General features: G+C 29.6%; 16 protein-coding genes. 7 read left to right on the forward strand and 9 right to left on the reverse strand.

The annotated features are described in order from the left end of the window. The first annotated feature begins 394 nt into the window (after positions 1 to 394). On the forward strand, positions 395 to 1108 hold the full coding sequence (locus IF125_RS07600; RefSeq protein ID WP_225542065.1) for a pirin family protein: 714 nt from the start codon (positions 395 to 397) through the stop codon (positions 1106 to 1108). Positions 1109 to 1259: 151 nt separating this feature from the next. After that, positions 1260 to 2345: a hypothetical protein gene (locus tag IF125_RS07605; protein WP_225542066.1), complete on the forward strand. Its 1086-nt coding sequence runs from the start codon at positions 1260 to 1262 to the stop codon at positions 2343 to 2345. Positions 2346 to 2417: 72 nt separating this feature from the next. Here IF125_RS07605 and IF125_RS07610 read toward each other — a convergent pair whose 3' ends face one another. The 9 genes from IF125_RS07610 to IF125_RS07650 form a co-directional block, all read right to left on the reverse strand. Next, positions 2418 to 3119 (reverse strand): OmpA family protein, encoded by a 702-nt coding sequence (locus tag IF125_RS07610; protein ID WP_225542067.1) that lies wholly within the window; start codon positions 3117 to 3119, stop codon positions 2418 to 2420. Between the two features lie 26 nt (positions 3120 to 3145). Then, a complete protein-coding gene (locus tag IF125_RS07615; RefSeq protein WP_225542068.1) occupies positions 3146 to 3661 on the reverse strand; it encodes a lipocalin family protein in 516 nt (171 codons plus the stop codon). A 127-nt stretch (positions 3662 to 3788) separates the two neighbouring features. Next, positions 3789 to 4682, reverse strand: a complete 894-nt coding sequence (locus IF125_RS07620) for a class I SAM-dependent methyltransferase (RefSeq protein WP_225542069.1) — start codon at positions 4680 to 4682, stop codon at positions 3789 to 3791. Between the two features lies 1 nt (position 4683). Beyond that, on the reverse strand, positions 4684 to 6555 hold the full coding sequence (mnmG, locus tag IF125_RS07625; protein WP_225542070.1) for a tRNA uridine-5-carboxymethylaminomethyl(34) synthesis enzyme MnmG: 1872 nt from the start codon (positions 6553 to 6555) through the stop codon (positions 4684 to 4686). Between the two features lie 54 nt (positions 6556 to 6609). Further along, positions 6610 to 7035 carry an rRNA maturation RNase YbeY gene (gene ybeY / locus IF125_RS07630; RefSeq protein ID WP_225542071.1) on the reverse strand — a complete coding sequence of 142 codons (426 nt, stop codon included), beginning with the start codon at positions 7033 to 7035 and terminating at the stop codon, positions 6610 to 6612. Between the two features lie 4 nt (positions 7036 to 7039). Beyond that, entirely contained in the window at positions 7040 to 9244 is a 2205-nt protein-coding gene (locus tag IF125_RS07635; RefSeq protein WP_225542072.1) for a patatin-like phospholipase family protein, read from the reverse strand. 62 nt (positions 9245 to 9306) lie between these two features. Further along, a complete protein-coding gene (locus IF125_RS07640; protein WP_171622934.1) occupies positions 9307 to 9585 on the reverse strand; it encodes a DUF7683 domain-containing protein in 279 nt (92 codons plus the stop codon). 56 nt (positions 9586 to 9641) lie between these two features. Continuing rightward, on the reverse strand, positions 9642 to 12107 hold the full coding sequence (locus tag IF125_RS07645) for a bifunctional UDP-N-acetylmuramoyl-tripeptide:D-alanyl-D-alanine ligase/alanine racemase (RefSeq protein WP_225542073.1): 2466 nt from the start codon (positions 12105 to 12107) through the stop codon (positions 9642 to 9644). After that, positions 12094 to 12690, reverse strand: a complete 597-nt coding sequence (locus IF125_RS07650; RefSeq protein WP_171622936.1) for a thymidine kinase — start codon at positions 12688 to 12690, stop codon at positions 12094 to 12096. Before IF125_RS07650 ends, IF125_RS07645 begins: the two co-directional genes overlap by 14 nt. A gap of 147 nt (positions 12691 to 12837) precedes the next feature. Between IF125_RS07650 and wecB the strand changes: the two genes are divergently transcribed. From wecB to IF125_RS07675, 5 genes are read left to right on the forward strand one after another with little or no spacing between them, the layout of a single operon-like run. After that, positions 12838 to 13953: a non-hydrolyzing UDP-N-acetylglucosamine 2-epimerase gene (wecB, locus tag IF125_RS07655; RefSeq protein ID WP_225542074.1), complete on the forward strand. Its 1116-nt coding sequence runs from the start codon at positions 12838 to 12840 to the stop codon at positions 13951 to 13953. Between the two features lie 8 nt (positions 13954 to 13961). Next, positions 13962 to 14927, forward strand: coding sequence for a hypothetical protein (locus IF125_RS07660; RefSeq protein WP_225542075.1), 966 nt, complete (start codon positions 13962 to 13964; stop codon positions 14925 to 14927). Then, positions 14917 to 16203 (forward strand): lipopolysaccharide biosynthesis protein, encoded by a 1287-nt coding sequence (locus IF125_RS07665; protein WP_225542076.1) that lies wholly within the window; start codon positions 14917 to 14919, stop codon positions 16201 to 16203. Before IF125_RS07660 ends, IF125_RS07665 begins: the two co-directional genes overlap by 11 nt. Before the next feature lie 4 nt (positions 16204 to 16207). Beyond that, on the forward strand, positions 16208 to 17221 hold the full coding sequence (locus IF125_RS07670; RefSeq protein WP_225542077.1) for a glycosyltransferase family protein: 1014 nt from the start codon (positions 16208 to 16210) through the stop codon (positions 17219 to 17221). Further along, on the forward strand, positions 17221 to 18279 hold the full coding sequence (locus IF125_RS07675) for a hypothetical protein (RefSeq protein ID WP_225542078.1): 1059 nt from the start codon (positions 17221 to 17223) through the stop codon (positions 18277 to 18279). Before IF125_RS07670 ends, IF125_RS07675 begins: the two co-directional genes overlap by 1 nt. Positions 18280 to 18448: the final 169 nt, after the last annotated feature.

Genomic DNA, 18448 nt, shown 5'->3' on the forward strand with positions numbered 1-18448 from the left:
TAAATAAAATGAGTCCGATAGAATATCGAACTCATTTTTATAATTATTAATTTTTAATCTGTCCAAACTTTTGGGTGCAGTCTAAATTTTCGGAACCTTTTTTCATTTTGTAAGTTTTTTGTAAATCTTATACAAAATGATGGCTACTATAATTACAAGAACAATCTGGAATAGAATCCAAAGTACCACATTAAATGTCGACTCGCTTGAAATTGATAGCATAAATATTCCTCATGTGTTAACTGAATGCTAAAATATAAAATATTTTTAACATTTAATTAATAGATGAAAAAAAATATCTTTTTTCTTTATCTTGGTTTAGTGATTTATAACTTATCACATATCAATTTTTATGTTTATAAATCAGCATAAATTTATAAGAAAATTAAGAGCTATGAATTACCAAATATTTAAATCGGAGTCTAGAGGAGGAGCTAATCATGGTTGGTTAAATACTCGTCATTCATATAGTTTTGCAAGTTATTATGATCCATCTCGTATTCATTTTGGTGCTTTACGGGTTGTAAATGATGATATCATAACAGGTGGAATGGGATTCGGTAAACATCCGCATGATAATATGGAAATTATTACGATTCCAACAAAAGGTGGTATTTCGCATCAAGATTCTATGGGAACAGGTTCTATTATTGAGTCTGGAGATGTTCAAGTGATGAGTGCTGGAACTGGTGTTTTTCATAGTGAAATGAATGCCTATGAAAACCAAGAAGGACATTTTTTTCAGATTTGGATTATTCCAAATAAAATGAATGTAGAACCACGTTATCAGCAAATATCTATTCGTGAAGTTGCAAAAGAAAACGAATTGTACCAAGTTCTTTCACCGTATGCAGATGATCAAGGTGTTTGGATTCATCAAGATGCTTGGATTTTTTTAGGAAATTACACAGAAGATATAACAGAAACATATAAAGTACAAAAGGAAGGAAACGGAGTTTTCTTTATGGTAGTAGAAGGTGAAGTGGAGTTTGATGGAAATACATTAGCAAGAAGAGATGTAGTTGAGATACAAGATGTAAATGAGTTTACGTTTAATGTATCGAAAGGATCACGATTAATGTTCATTGAAGTTCCAATGAAGATTTAAAATTTTTTACATGTTTTAGTTGTTTTATATTGAAAGCAGATTTCGTTTTGAGAGTCTGCTTTTTTTTGAACAAAAAAAGCTATTCAATTCAAGTATTTAGTATATTTACTGCTGATAAAACTTTAACTTAAAACGTATTAATCCATACTATATGAAACGTTTATTCATCATTGCCTCTTTTGCTTTAATGATTATCAGTTGTAAGAATGATAACATTGAAATAGATTCTTCTTCAGCGCAAACTTTTAGCGAGACAGTTGACAAAATCTCGAAAGCATTACCTGTTATGCAACAAGATAAGTTCAAAGAAGCATTACAAATTATTTTTGAGTATAACACAAGTCCAACCATGGATAATGAAGCGCGTTGGGGAATTGTTCGTACGTTGTTAGATGGAAAAACGGTTGATGAAGTTTTTGATATTGCAGAAAAAGTAGCTTTACAGCATAAGTTTACTTGGAATAGAAATCAAGTTCCTTTGGTTAATGGTATTCCAAAACCAGAAGCGTTAGATGTTATAGAAACGCCAACAGAACCAACTTCAAATGTTCAGCGTTTTGATTTTAGTGTAAAACAAGATGATAAGGGTATTTCTATATCGCCGTTTTTTTATAATGCGCAAGGAGAAGAAATTCAATTGGATCAAGCTGTAACAGCAGCTGTAGAAGTTTTTAATTCTGGTAATATTGTGTATACTTTCCGAGCTACGATTGATCCAAACTCTTTTGATGATTTATATAGAAAGAATGCAATTACGATTAAATATTCCTCTTTAGATGCTTCTAAGATAAAGAATGATCGTTTAGATATTTTAGTTCGAATACCTAACTCTGAACGTTATTTAACCAATCGTAAGGCGGTAAAAGTGCCAATTAATTTGATTGGTGCAGTTGTAGATTCACTTTCTTTAGAAGATGTGCCTATTGATGTAAGTAAAGAAGCAGGAATGGTGAAGTCTTTGTCGAATCGTTTTATGACAAATTTATCGAAGAAAAATTATTCTGGCGCTTTTGCTTTAACAAGAAATGGAGAATGGAATACCTATCAAAAATTTTCTTCTGATGAAATCATCAAAAATTTAGAGCAAGCTACCATTAATGAGGCAAAAGTTTTAGATGCCGATGAAAAAGTAGCCTTAGTAGAAATGCAAGCGAACTTAAAAGATCAATCTTCTAAAACGTATCAAGTAACGTTAGAAAAGATCAATAACAAATGGTTTGTGGTTAATTTTAAATAAGTTTAAACCTTTGTAAACATAAAAAAAAGCGTTCAATAGCTGAACGCTTTTCTTGTTTTATAATATAAATGATTATTGACCATTTGCTTCTTTAGCAGCGTCAGCTTTCATTTTTTCATTTGCAGTAATCGCAATCTCAACACGACGGTTTTGAGCACGTCCTTCTGCAGTTGAATTGTCTGCGATTGGTTCTTCTAAACCTTTACCTTTTGATGTTAAACGAGAAGAAGATATTCCTTTTGCAACTAAATAATCTTTTACAGATTGTGCACGTTTCTGTGATAATGGTAAGTTATATCCTTGCGAACCTACGTTATCTGTGTGTCCAACGATTAATAAATCTGTATCAGGATATTCGTTGAAAACTTCTACCAATTTATCTAAATTCGATTTAGCAACAGCAGTTAAAGAAGCTTTATTATATTCGAAAGTAACTCTAGAATTTTCATCTAAAATAAGGTTAATTCCTTCTTCTGTTCTTACAACTTCAGCACCTGGTAAAACTTCTTCGATTTTTTGAGCTTGTTTATCCATTTTGTTACCAATAACACCCCCAGCGGCTCCACCAACTGCAGCACCTATTACAGCACCTAAAGCAGTGTTTCCACCTTTACCAATATTATTTCCTAAGATACCACCAATCACAGCTCCACCAACAGCACCAATACCAGCACCTTTTTGAGTGTTATTTGCGTTTTGTACTGCTGTACAAGAAGACATGATAAATGAACCTCCTAATACGATTGCAGTTATTTTTGTATTTATTTTTTTCATAATTTCTAAATTTTTTAAATTGTTGATTAACGTTGGAAGTTATAAATTACCTGTGCAATTTTTCCTTTTGCATTAATATCTTGTACTAATCTCATTGAATTTGCATCAACATAATCTACACGTATTTTGTAACCAGCAGTATTTTGTTTAGCTTTGATTCCTGTTACATCTTTGAAAATAAAAAAAGTTGTAGAACCATCTTGTTGTAAATTCCAAATAATGTTTGCTGTTCCTGAAGGACAATCTCCACCTGCGTTATTAAATGTATACGTTCCTTTTTTATTGTTTTGGACCAAGTTCCAAGTAGAACCTTCGTAACATTCTGGATTTGCAGTATCAAATACTCTTGATACGGCATCCGTAACTTTTACATTACCCTGAACTTCATTCGTTGTTAGACCTTCGTAGTCAACATTTGTTAATGTCCATGACCCTCTCACTTCTTTACCTGTTTCAATTTCTTGTTTTGCTACCGTTGTAGATGCACAAGATGTTAAGAAAGCAGAAGCGCATATCCCAAATAATAAAATACTTTTTTTCATAGCTATTTATTTTATGTATTTATAGTCCAAAAAAGGGCTTTTATATATATTAGATTTATTCAATTTTTTTAATAAAAAGGTCATAATGCTCAATTGGCTTATAAAAAATAGCTTAAAAGGGCTTATTTTAATTTTCGGCTTTAATTACATAGATTAAAGAAGAATATTCTCCCGTTTTCATTGCTTTTGCATTTGATTTTAAACCAATTCTAATAGCGTTCAAAAAACCTAATTTATTTCCTTTGTATTTTTCAGAAAGTAGACTCACATAAAACGAATCTAATTTCATCGGATGAGTAGATTCAATTTTCATACCAAAGTTGTTAAAAAGTTTATGCATGCTTGTTGCAGAGAAATGCCACAGGTGTCTAGGTACATCATAAGCTGCCCAATATTTTCCGTAATAAGCTGCGTCGTATGATTGATGATTTGGTACAGCAATTATTAATCGACCATTTTCGTTTAGATGTTTTTTTAACAAATGAATGATTTCATTCAAATTTGGAATATGTTCTAAAACATGCCACAGCGTTATGATATCATATTTCTGATTATTCTGTTCTAATTCTGTAGAAGTAACTTTTTCAACTCCAATTTTAGATTGAGCAATTCTTCGCGCAGAATCGTTTGGTTCCATTCCTAAAACATCGTAACCATTTTTTTGTAAATGTTCTAAAAAGTCTCCAACACCACAACCGTAATCCAATATCTTTTTACCTGTTGATACATTCCGAATCAATTCTAATTTGTTGTTCAGATTGATTGATTTTGCTATTTGGTAAAAGCGTTCGAAAATAGATTTTTTTCCATCGGTATGGGAAATGTAATTTTTACTTTCATAATATTTACCCAAATTTTCGATAGGCTGGGGGAGAGTATATAAAACGCCTGTTTTAGAATCTTCAAACAATTCGAAGTTTTCTCCAGTTAAAAAATAATCTTTTAAATCTAATTTCTTAATACCAGAAAATCCTTCTTTTGAAGGATTTTCTTGAGATGTTTCACGTGGAACATTTTCCATATTATCTTCCCATGTAAATTAATAATACACTAATATCTGCTGGTGATACACCACTAATTCTTGAAGCTTGAGCGACGGTAGCTGGTTTTATTTTTGCCAATTTTTGGCGTGCTTCGATAGACATTGATCCAAAAATACTGTAATCCGTATCTGCTGGAATTTTAAGATTTTCTAATCGATGCAATTTGTCTGCATTCTGTTGTTCTTTTTTGATGTATCCTTTATATTTTATCTGAATTTCTGTTTGTTCTAACTCTTCGTCATCATATTCATTAGAATCAATATATTCTTTCACACGGTTTAATTTTGTGAAATCAGAAAGCTTTAATTCTGGACGAGAAATAACAGAAATCATTTTATTTGGTTGCTTCAATGGAGTACCATTTCGTTCTTCTATCACCTCATTTATTTCTAGAGGTTTGATCGAATTTTCTTCGAAATAGTGAACAAGTTTTTCAGCTTTATCAAACTTTTCTTCCATTCTTCTCAAACGATTTTCGGATGCTAAACCAATGTCAAAAGCCTTTCTTGTTAATCGTTCGTCTGCATTATCTTGTCTCAATAAGATTCGATATTCTGCTCGGGAAGTGAACATTCGATAAGGTTCTTCTGTTCCTTTTGTAATCAAATCATCGATTAAAACACCAATATATGCTTCGTTTCGGTTTAAGATAAACGGATCTTTTTCTTGAATTTTCAACACAGCATTTATTCCTGCCATTAATCCTTGAGAAGCGGCCTCTTCATAACCAGTTGTTCCGTTTATTTGACCTGCACAATACAAGTTATCAATCAACTTTGTTTCTAACGTATGTTTTAATTGTGTTGGTGGAAAATAATCGTATTCGATGGCGTAACCTGGGCGTAAAATTTTTGCATATTCAAAACCAGGTACAGATCGTAAAGCTCTTGCTTGAATATCATCAGGTAAAGATGTCGAAAATCCATTTATATAGAATTCCATTGTATGCCAACCTTCAGGTTCTGCAAATATTTGGTGACGATCTTTGTCTGCAAAACGGTTAATTTTATCTTCTATCGATGGACAGTATCTTGGTCCAGTTGATTTGATTGTTCCGTTAAACATTGGAGAACGATCGAATCCTTCGCGTAATAAATCGTGTACTTCTTGATTGGTATATGTAATCCAACAAGAGCGTTGTTTGGTTAGTTTTGGCGTATTGGTATACGAAAATTTAGATGGGTTTTCATCTCCTGGTTGCTCAATCATTTTCGAATAATCAATTGATCGTCCATCAACACGTGGAGGTGTTCCTGTTTTCATTCGGCCAGCTTCGAAACCTAAATCAACGAGTTGTTCTGTTATTCCGAATGCAGCAGATTCTCCCATACGTCCACCTCCAAATTGTTTTTCTCCGATATGGATCAAACCATTTAGGAAAGTTCCATTTGTTAAGATAACAGTTTTAGAACGAATTTTCATTCCCATCGCTGTAATCACTCCACAAACTTTACCATTCTCTACGATTAAGTTTTTAACCATATCCTGAAAGAAATCAACATTCTCTGTTCTTTCTAATGATAAGCGCCATTCTTCGGCAAAACGCATGCGGTCAGATTGAGCTCGTGGTGACCACATCGCAGGACCTTTTGATTGATTCAACATTTTGAATTGAATCATCGTTTTATCTGTAATAATACCTGAGTATCCACCCAAAGCATCTATCTCGCGAACAATTTGTCCTTTTGCAATTCCACCCATAGCAGGATTACAAGACATTTGCGCGATTGTTTGTAAGTTCATTGTAACAAGGAGTGTTTTAGCTCCTAAATTGGCAGCTGCAGCTGTTGCTTCAGCACCAGCGTGACCACCACCTACTACAATTACATCATATTCTGATTGAAATATCATTTGATTTGTAAACTTATTTTTCTTGTTAAAATAATAAATGTTCCACGTGGAACATTATGAATTTAGATAGTGACTAAACGTTTCTAAATAGTGATTTTCTTTTGTAGTCATCAATTCTTTTTCTTCTGGTTCTTTATCCATATAACCAGCGAAATGTAATATTCCATGAATCACAACACGAGCCAATTCATTCTCAAAAGAGACATTATTCTGCTCTGCATTATCTTTTATTCTTTCGATACTAATAAAAATATCACCCATCAATTCGTCTTCAATAGAATTATCGAAACCGATAACATCTGTATAATAATCGTGATCCAAATATTGTCGATTAATTTGAAGTAAGTATTCATCATCACAGAAAATATAGTTTAAATCTTCTATTGTTTTTCCTTCATTTCGCATACTCTCTACGATCCAATCTATCCAAGTTTGAGCATCTTTTAACTCAAAATCTGTTTCGTAAAATAATTCTATCATTGTTCTAAAACCAGTAACCTAAACTTAAATTAAATAATCCTTTTTTGGTATAAGGCGAATAACTCCAAATGAAATTTAAAGGTCCTAATGGACTATCGTAGCCATAGGTAATGCCATATCCAAGATATTTGTAATCGGTTAAACTTAATTGCTCAAATCTGTCGGTAATATTTGCGATATTCATAAACAGACTTGTGTAATGATTTTTCAAAATTCGAGCTTGCAAATGAGACCCAAATAACAATTGATTGTCGCCAATCGCAGAGCCAAAAGGAAGCCCATAAAACTTCGTGTAATTGAAAAAATCTTGTTCAACATAACCTCCAATATAAAATTTCTGAGGTATCGTTACATTATCGTTGAAAAAGGTTCCAAAGTTAGCAGTAAATCTGTAACTTAGGAAATTATTTAACGGAAAATTTGCCTCTAAACTTGATTCTAATAAATAGTTATTTTCGAATCCAGTAACATTAGAATCAAATAAATACTTGAAACTTCCATCAAATTTTAAACCACTTCGTGCAAAATTAGCATTGTTTCGGTTATCTGCTTTGATGTAGCCATATGCTTTCCAATAATAACCTTCTGATTTTGCTGGAAAATCTTCGTTTTTCGTAATATAGTTGTTTGTAAAAACCTTCGTATATTGATGCTCTAAGCCAACACCAATCGCATATTTTTCTTTGATTGTAGATTGAATGTAGATTTGATTGATGTATTCTCTAAAATTGTAATTGACTTTTTTATAAATATTATCTTGACCAAAGAAGTTTCTGAGGTCAATTTCTTTATCAAAATAATGTGAAAAAGAGTTGAAACCAATACTTGGTAAATATCCATTGTCAATGAAAAAATTGATGTTATATCGAGCATAATCCCCAACGACAACATCAGCTGAAAGTACCGAGTTTTTGACAAATAAATTTTTAGACGTAAAGTTCAAAAGTAACCCTGTTTTGAATAAATCATCGTAATGTAATCCGAAACGAATTGATTGTTTGGTCTTATTTTCTTGAACTTTTAAGGTTAATAAATTTTCATCATCTTCGATTTCTGAAATTTTATACGTAATATTATTAAAGTTTCCTGAAGCATATAACTTCGAAATTCCAAACTTTAAATCATCGTATTTTATTATTTCGGGAGTTCGAATCCCTAATTTACCTTCGATGTAATTCTTGTTAAAATTTTTCAAACCTTCAACCTCGATATTTTTTACCAAAACATAATCATCCAATTTTATTTCATTTCTTTGAGTTTTGGATGCATGTTGTTTTTGAGCAATTTCTTTCAATTGATCAAACACTTTTTCTGAAGCGATAAGACCTCTGTTGTAGATGGAATCTACTTTATCAAAACTCGTCACAGAATATTCTTTCAATTCAGGTTTAATTAAAAGATCTACTAATTTCTTTTGTTCATCTGTTTTTTTAACGATGCTCATCGTCATAATTTGACTCAAAATATCAATCGCTGAATTGAGGTCTTCACCCTTTTGCAAACCATCTCCAAGCTCGACTCCGATAATGATATCGGCACCCATTTCTTTTACTTCTTTGACAGGGAAATTATTGACAACGCCGCCATCAACATAAATTTTTCCGTCAATTGTAACAGGGTCCAACATCGTAGGATAAGCGCCAGAAGCTAAAATTACGCGAGGTAAAAATCCTGAACGAAACACTTTTTCTTCACCAGTTTCGAGATTTGTTCCAATGCAAACAAATGGTGTAGGAAGTTGATTGAAATCGTCGATATTGTGAACTGGGCGTAGTAGATATGTTAATAAATCTAATGGTCCTTGCCCTTTAGAAAAAGCATTTGGAATGGTTAGTTTGAACTTATCAAAAGGTAATTCTAAGATATACTTTTCTTTGTATGCTTTTTCAAAAAAAGGAATTTCTGCACGGTCTTTATTTTGTGTAATCAAAGAAGAAATATCCAGTTGATACATGATTTTTTGAAGTTCATCGGGAGTATAACCAGCCGCATATAAGCCGCCGATAATCGCTCCCATACTTGTTCCTCCAACATAGTCAATCTTAATTCCAGCTTCTTCTATTTTCTTTAAAGCACCAACATGTGCATAACCTTTTGCGCCACCACCACTCAATACAACGCCAACTTTTAATCGTGTGGAATCGTTCTTCGTTTCTTGGGCAAAAGAAATGGTTGAAATAATGAAAATAAAAGCTAAAAGACTGCGCATAAATTGATCTAAATTGAGGAATAAAGATAGTAATTTTGAATCTAAGTTGTAGAATTGTTTAACTATTCTACATTATTTTCATAACAACTTAAATAATATGAAAATTTCGAAAAGTTGGAAGAAAAAGCTTTATTTACTTTTAGAAAAGGTTTTAGTTTTTCTATTTGTGAAACAGAAAGTGGGTATGAATCATAAATTTCTGTCGGATAATCATCCTTATTTAAGGTAAAATCATTTAAATAAAAAAGAATCTGTTCAGATGTTATTTCTAATTCGAATTCATTGTTCAGAGAATCGTCAGAATTATTATACTCTTCAATTAATCTAATTATTTTATCCATTTATTTTTTTTAAAAATACAAAAAAAGAGCCACTTTTCAGTAACTCTTTCTATGTATTATTCTTTATAATATACTCGTTTTATCCGTTGCGAAACAGAAGTCAAAACCTCGTAAGGAATTGTATCTAACCATTCGGTAACGTCCGCTAAAGTTGGAAGATTACCAAAGATTGTAACTTCATCACCTTCTTTACAAGATATGTCAGTTACATCAACCATCATCATATCCATGCAAACAGATCCTGTTATGGTAGCTAATTTTCCATGAATACCAACTTTTCCCTTTCCATAACCAAGCGAACGACGAATGCCGTCGGCATAACCTACAGGTAAAGTTGCAATTTTGGTATTTCGTTCTGCGGTAAATCGACGACCGTAACTTACAGTTTCACCTTTTTCAATTTCAGAAATTTGAGAAATAACCGTTTTAAAACGTACAACAGGTTTCAGGTATTTCTCCATAAAATCGGTATATTCCGAATAACCGTACATACCAATTCCTAAACGAACCATGTCGTATTGATGTTCGCCATAGGCAACAATTCCAGGAGAATTTAACGCATGTTTAATTGGTTTTATGTTTAAGGCTGTTGAAATAGCAGCATAACTGTTATCAAAACGATTCAATTGATATTTGACATAATCTTCTTCTTCTGGCATATCTGCTGTTGCCAAATGCGTGAAAATTGATCGAACAACAACCTGTGAATGATCTTTTAAAATTGCAATTAATTCTTCGAAATCATTTTCATGAAACCCAAGACGATTCATTCCCGTTTCCATTTTCAGATGAATTGGAAAAGATGAAGAAATCTGTTTTTCTTGTAATTTTTGAATAAATAATTTTAACACACGTAAACTATAAATTTCGGGTTCCAATTGATAATCGATCACAGTAGAATAACTACTTTGTTCAGGATTCATTACAATAATTGGTACCGTAATTCCAGCCTCGCGTAATTCTTTTCCTTCGTCAGCTATTGCGACACCAAGAAAATCAACACCATTATTTTGTAACGTATTTGCGACTTCAAAACTACCCGTTCCGTAACTATTCGCTTTTACCATACACATCAATTTAGTGGTTGGTTTTAGCAACGAACGATATACATTTATATTTTCGATAAGATGTTGCAAATTAATTTCGAGAACAGAATCGTTGGAACGCGTTTCCAATTCGTTCGAAATTTTTTCTAATTTGAATGGACGAGCACCTTTTAATAAAATTGCTTCGTTATCGACATGTTGATGTTTGAATTGTTCTAAGAATTCTTCAGTCGAATTAAATGAACGAACATACGATTGAAACAAATTTTTGAACTGCGAAATTTTTTCACCAATCAAAACGATTTCATCAAAATGATAAGGATTCACTAAATCGGCAGCTTGTTGATATAAATCTTCGTCAGATAAATTACTTTGTAAAATATCCGTCAAAACCAGCGATTTTTTATCACGAGGTTGTTGATTAAGAACATTTAGCCCAATTTTTAATGAATTTAGATCAGAATTGAAGGTATCATTAATTAAGATAGAATGATTAATCGCTTCTTTTATTTCCAAACGCATTTCGATTGGTAATAATTGATTAAATTCTTCTTTAAATTGATTGTAATCAATGTTTAAACTGATTAATGTTGTTAAACAAATTAAACTGTTTTTAATCGAAGCATCATCAATAAAAGGAATAGAATAAGTGAATTCTTCTTGATTATGTAAAATAGAAATTTGCGTATTAGTCTGATTACTTATGATTTGCTTGATTTGCACAGTGGCAGAATCTGAATAACCATAAGAATATTTATCTATATTGCTTAAATATATGTTTTCAAGAATAGCTTGACGAACTTTTTCATTATCGATATTGAAAACTAATTTTTCTACATTCGAAAATAATTTCAGTTTTTCTTGAATCAATTCTTCTTGATTTTTGAAATTCTCTAAATGCGCTTCTCCAATTTTTGTCAATACACCAATTGTGGGCTGAATAATTTCTTCGAGATTTTGCATTTCGTTTGGCATCGAAATTCCTGCCTCAAAAATTCCCAAATCATTTTTTTCTTCCATTTGCAAAACAGAAAGCGCTGCTCCGAATTGAGAATTATAACTTTTTGGACTTCGAACAATTGAGAATTTTTTCCATAACAATTGATTCAACCATTCTTTCACAATTGTTTTTCCATTAGAACCTGTAATTCCGATGACAGGAAACTGATATTGTTGACGATGAATTTTTGCCCAATTTTGTAAAGCAAATAGAGGATTTTCAACCTCTATAAAATTTGCTTGAGGTAAATGAGTCAATGCTTTTTCGACCACAAAATTTCGAATTCCTTTTTGATAGGCATCTTGAATATATAAATGACCATCTTTTTGATTGACATGAAGTGCAAAGAAAATTCCGTGAGTTGGATTGACAATCATACGCGAATCAAAGAATATTTGATCGATGATGGCATCTCCATTTCCAATCAAAGTACCATTTGTGATACTCGAAATTTGATTTAGATTATACGTTTTCAACTTTTTGTTTGTTATGTTCTTCCCAAAAAGCAGCTCGGCTTAATGGTTCGTATTCTGAAGTTTCGCCTAATTCGACAAGACGATCACTGTCTATTTTTCTGTGTGAGTAATTGGCTAAATTTCCTGTACGCACGCAAATCGCATGTACTTTGGTCACATATTCGGCAGTTGCCATTAGATTAGGCATAGGACCAAATGGTCGACCTTTAAAATCCATATCCAAACCAGCCACTATCACACGTTTTCCTTCGTTCGCTAATTGATTGGCAACATCTACGATTCCTTCATCAAAGAATTGCGCTTCGTCAATTCCTACCACATCACAATCATCAGCCAACAATAAAATTGCCGAAGAATACTCGACAGGCGTTGATGTAATCGAGTTTTGATTGTGTGAAACTACCTCGCGTTCTGCGTAACGAGTATCAACTGTAGGTTTGAAAATTTCGACACGTTGTTTAGCAAATTCGGCACGTTTTAGACGGCGTATAAGTTCTTCGGTTTTACCAGAAAACATTGAGCCACAGATGACTTCTATCCATCCACTTTTTTTGTTATGATTAAAGGTATTTTCGAGGAACATAGTTCAAATAATTTAGTTTAAAATGTGAGAACAAATTTACGGAATAAATTAGATGAGTTGGTTAAAAAATAAATGAAGATTAATTTAAAAGAAAATTAGTAATTTAGCGTTTTGTATTAGAAATTTACCTAAATTATTATATTAAGTATGAAAAAAATTTTATTTGTTTTTGGAACACGACCAGAAGCAATAAAAGTAGCTCCATTAATAAAGTCTTTTAAAGAAGAAGATTTTTTTGATGTAAAAATTTGTAATACTGGACAACATAAAGAAATGTTGGATCAAGTATTAGATTTTTTTGAATTGGAATGTGATTATAGATTAGATATAATGACTGAAAATCAAACTTTATATAGTATAACAGAACGAATAATTCATAATTTAAAAGAAGTATTAGAAGTTTATAATCCTGATTATGTATTTGTACATGGAGATACATCTACTACAATGGCTGCTAGTTTAGCCTCTTTTTATCATGGCTCTAAAATTTGCCATATAGAGGCAGGTTTGAGAACTTCAGACTTAAGAAATCCTTTTCCTGAGGAAGCAAATCGAAGAATTACATCTGTATTGAGTGATTATCATTTTTCTCCGACTGAATCATCTAAAAGAAATTTACTTAAAGAAAACATTGATGATAGTAAAATTTTTGTTACTGGAAATACTGTTATTGATGCTTTGTTATATGGAATAGAAAAAGTAAAATCTGATAGCTCTATTGTTGCAGATTTAAAATTAAGATTATTATCTAATAAGGAAATTGTTTTGATAACTTGTCATCGTAGAGAAAACCATGGTAATGGAATTTTAAATGTATGTAAAGCTGTAAAAGAACTTGCACTATCGAACGAAAATTATCAATTTGTTTTTCCTGTCCATTTAAATCCTAAAATCTTAAAAATTGTTCATGAAGAATTGATTAGTATTGAAAATATAGTTTTAATAGAACCATTAAACTATCCTAATTTTATTTGGCTAATGAACGAATCAAAGATTATTGTTACCGATAGTGGCGGAGTGCAAGAAGAGGCTCCAAGTTTAGGAAAACCTGTAATTGTTGTTCGTGATGAAACAGAAAGACCAGAAGCTGTAGAAGCTGGTACAGTAAAACTAGTAGGATCAAATGTAGATTTAATTGTTAAAAATGTACAAGCTTTAATAGATGATAAGAATTTATATGAAAAAATGAGTAATGCACATAATCCATATGGAGATGGTAAGGCTGTTGAAAGAATAATAGAGGTTATTAAAAATTATAATTAAAACAAATAATGAGTAAAGTAGAAGAAAATAATAATCAAGAAATTGATTTAATTTATCTAGCACAAAAAATCAAAGAAATTTTTGTAAACTTAGGATTATTAATTTTTAATGTACTTAGATTTTTTATAAAGAGTAAATATATTTTATTACTACTAATTATTTTAGGAGTAATTTTAGGCTTTTTTTATGATAAATATGCTCCTGTTCAATATAAGACAGAAGTAATTGTTGTGCCTAATTTTACTAGTACAGATTATCTTTATTCTGAAATACAAAATTTTAGTTCTAATATTCCCCGTAATAAAAAAGAGAAGATATTTTTAGAAGATATTTTAAAAATAGAAATAGAACCAATTACAGACATAAAATCATTTATCGAAAATACTCAAAATAGGGAGTTTTTGAAAATTTTGTCGGAGAATGGACAAAATTTTGAAAAGGTGTTGAAAGATAAAAATATTTTAAAAACCAATAAGTATCATTTAATTACTATCACAACAAAAACTAATAATTATACAAAAACTATTGTTGATTTTTTATTAGAGGATTTAAATAAATCTAAGTATTATTTGGATAGAAGTAAATTGAGCATAGAAAATTTAAAAGAAAGTAAAATTCAATTAACAAAATCTATAGATCAAATCAATGTGATTTTGGATAAATTAGGTACTAATGATTTAAAAAAAGGAGAAAATGATGTAAGTATTAATAACTACGATCAATTAGATTTAGTTATAGATTTGAAAAAAGAATATTTAGAAGAATTATTAAAAATAGATACTAAAATTATTGAATCTGAAAAGATCATATTCCCTGTAAACATTTCTTTTAATAATGAACCTATTTCGAAATTTTATCTAAAAAGTAAATTTGTCTTTCCAATTATTCTTATTGTAGCTTTTATTTTTTATAGTGTTTTAACTCGTTTTTATAAGAAATATGCTAAGATTTCAAGTATAAGAAATGCGAGATAAAATTGAGCAAATTCTTAAAAATAAGGACCTTAAAAAGGTTTTAATAACTCTTTTTTTGAGAATTATTGGCATAATTACATTGTTTGGAATAACATTAATAATGACAAGAAATTTTCCAGCTAAAAATGTAGGAGATTATGATTTTTCTAGAACATTATTATTATTACTAGGTAGTATTACATTATTAGGTACGGATCAATCAATTTTATATTTTTCTGGATTTTTGGAGTCAAAACAATCTTTTTATAGTATGAAAAAACTGTATAATAAGATTGTTTTGTTTATGTTTATTATGTGTTTAATAGTTTATATATTATTCAACTGTTTGCCAATAACTTTGTTTGAAAGTGATACTTTCTTATTCTTAAAAAAAGGAATCTTTATATTATTTTTTTATAGTTTAACAATATTTAATACTGAGTATTTAAGAGCAATCAATTATGTATATTTATCTGAGCTTTTTAGAAATACATTTAAATATTTACCCTTATTATTAGGTTGTGTTTTGTTAATTAATTTTAACTTAGATTATTCTTTAGTCGATTTTTTTTATTTTGGTTTTGTAATATTGGCAATAATAACAACTGTTTGCTGCTTTTTATATAATAAAAAATTAAAACTTTCTAATGCACAAGTTTTTATAATAAGTAATAAAAAATTATTAGAAAGATCGACTCCAATGCTTTTTAGTAATATATTAATTTTTTCAAATCTAAGTATAGATATTTTTCTTTTGAAAAAATATTATTCCTCTGTAGATATAGCTTATTATTCCACGATTATGAAGTTAATCACAATATTGTCAATGGTTATAATATCGTTTAATATTAACATTTCTACAAAAATATCAGAATTTTTTAGTTTGAATAAATTTGAAGATTTACAATTGTTAATCAAAAATAATACAAGAATAGTTTTATTGTTAAATATAGTTATAACAACTATCTTGATTTTTATAGGAGTTCCTCTTTTAGAATTTTTTGGAAAAGGTTATTCAGAGGCATATATACCTTTAATAATCCTTTTGTTTTCTCAAGTAATAAGTTCTACACTGTGTACAGCTCCAGTTATTTTAAATATGATAGGACAATCTAAAATTTATTTTGTAATCTTATTGTTTTCTACCTTTATTTGTTTGATTTTTAATGCAATATTAATTCCATATTATGGGATAAATGGAGCAGCATTATCATTTTTAGTAACCAATTTTTTTACCTATTTTACAATTTATATTTATGTAAAAAGAAAATACAAATTATCAATATATTTTATCTAAAGCTATGACTTATTATTTCTATCTTCCTAAAAAAGCAATAAACGAAGCGACAATATTTTATGTAAATATTGTCAAAGAAGCTTTAGAGTTTAAAAAAAATGAAGTAATTTTTACAGAGACATTAGATTTTGAATTAGAAAAAGATGATTATATTTTAACGATACGATTAAGAGATTTTCTAATATCGTATTTAAAATATAAAACACAAAATACTATTTATTGGTTTCAAGGTATTCAGCCTGAAGAGTATTTAATGCTAAATAATAATACAATTAAATCTAAATTAACTAAACTGGGATTAGATCGGTTGGAAAGTTGGGTACTTAAAAAAACTAAATATGTTTTTTTCGTATCTAATAAAATGAAAGAACATTTTGAAATAAAGCATAATTATAAAGTTGAAAATGATATAATTATGCCCTGTTTTAATAAACGATTGAATGAAGAGATGTTTACTTCTCCAAAAATAGAATCTTCATTTGTTTATGCAGGATCATTATTTGCTTGGCAATGCTTTGATAAAACAATAGCATTATTTAAAGAGATTCAACAACAAATACCAGAAGCATCTTTAACTATACTAACAAATGAGATGGAGAAAGCTAAAATACAAATTGAATCTTTAGGGATAAAAAATTATTTTGTTAAGTTCGTTCCTTTAGAGGACTTAGACCAAGAGTTGTCAAAATATAAATATGGATTTATTATAAGAGATAATATTTTAATAAACAATGTTTCTACACCAACTAAAATGAGTACGTATTTATCAGTTGGTTTAATTCCTATCTATACAGATGTAATAGAAGATTTTAATCAAAATCTTAAAAATTATAATTATCAAGTTTTATTGGATTATGAAGAAGATATAAAAGTATGGTCAGAAAAGATAAGAACGTTTAATCAAAAAGATATACAAATCACGAATCAATTTACAGAAACTAATACTATTTTTAATGATTATTACAACATTAGCAAGTATATCACAGTAATTCGAAAAACTATAAATAGTATTGATTAATGAAAATTGAAAAAAGATCATTTTTTATTGTATTATCATTTTTGATGATTTTATTAGGATTAATATTTCCGCTCATTCTTCCAGAAAATTTTTATTTTGATGCTAATATAATTGTGTCAGATTTAGGAAATGAAAAAGGGGTAATAGGTAGTTATCCATTTACAATGCTTTTTTATTGGATAACAGGCTTAGGAAAGTTGCCATTTAGCCTTTTGGCTATCATACAAATACCTATATTATTATTATTAATTTGGTTTATAGGTATTCCAAATAATTTTTCAACATTAAATATAAAGAATAGTTTAATATATTTATCTTTTTTGATGTTAGTTATATTTATTGGTCAACCATCAAAAGAGTTTATAACATTTATTTTTGCAGCAATTATTGTCTATATATTTAAATACAACTATTTTTCATTAGGGATTTCAATACTTCTATCTACGCTCTTTTTTATAATTTTTGGAGGTGTTTTTCGTCCATATTTTGCATTTATGCCATTTATAGCATGCGCTATCTATTTTATTACGAGAATTAGATTTACAAACCGTTGGATACTATCATTGTTTTTAGGTTTTTCAGTACTAATTCTTTTATCTTTTTTGTATCAACTTGGAAAAGGAGAATTTTTCTCTGAAATGTCGAGAGAAACTATAAATGAAATAAGATTAAATTCGGGTGATGAAAATGCAGATACAATGATTGTATCTCCTATTCCAGTGACAAATATATTTACAGAGGCATTTGCAACTTTATATGGTTTTTTAACCGTTAATTTTCCTATAAATGCTTTACGTTTTTTTTATAAACCACAAGTATTTGCTTTTGTTATTTGGCAAATATTACTGACATGGATTGTTATTGTTCGCTTTGGTTATTTGCTAAAAGAATACCCCAATAGAAAGAAAGATCTATGGTTAATGTGTCTATTATTATCTTACTTTGTTGTACAAGGAATTTTTGAACCAGATTTAGGATCAGCAGTACGTCATAAAATAGGGATATTACCTTTAATTTATTACTTATTTTATTATGATGATTTCAAAAGAAAAATTTAACCTTATTAATAATTGGTTATTGATATTAATTCTATCAACTATTTTTTTTAGAGCGTTTTCTACAATTTTAATTTTTGTTTTTGGAATTTTTAATATATTACATTATAAATATTTAACTTTTAATAAAAAAAATATTCCATTTTTTTTAGTTTTAGCAGTTCCTTTTCTG

Source organism: Empedobacter stercoris, assembly GCF_020281205.1.
GTDB lineage: Bacteria > Bacteroidota > Bacteroidia > Flavobacteriales > Weeksellaceae > Empedobacter > Empedobacter stercoris.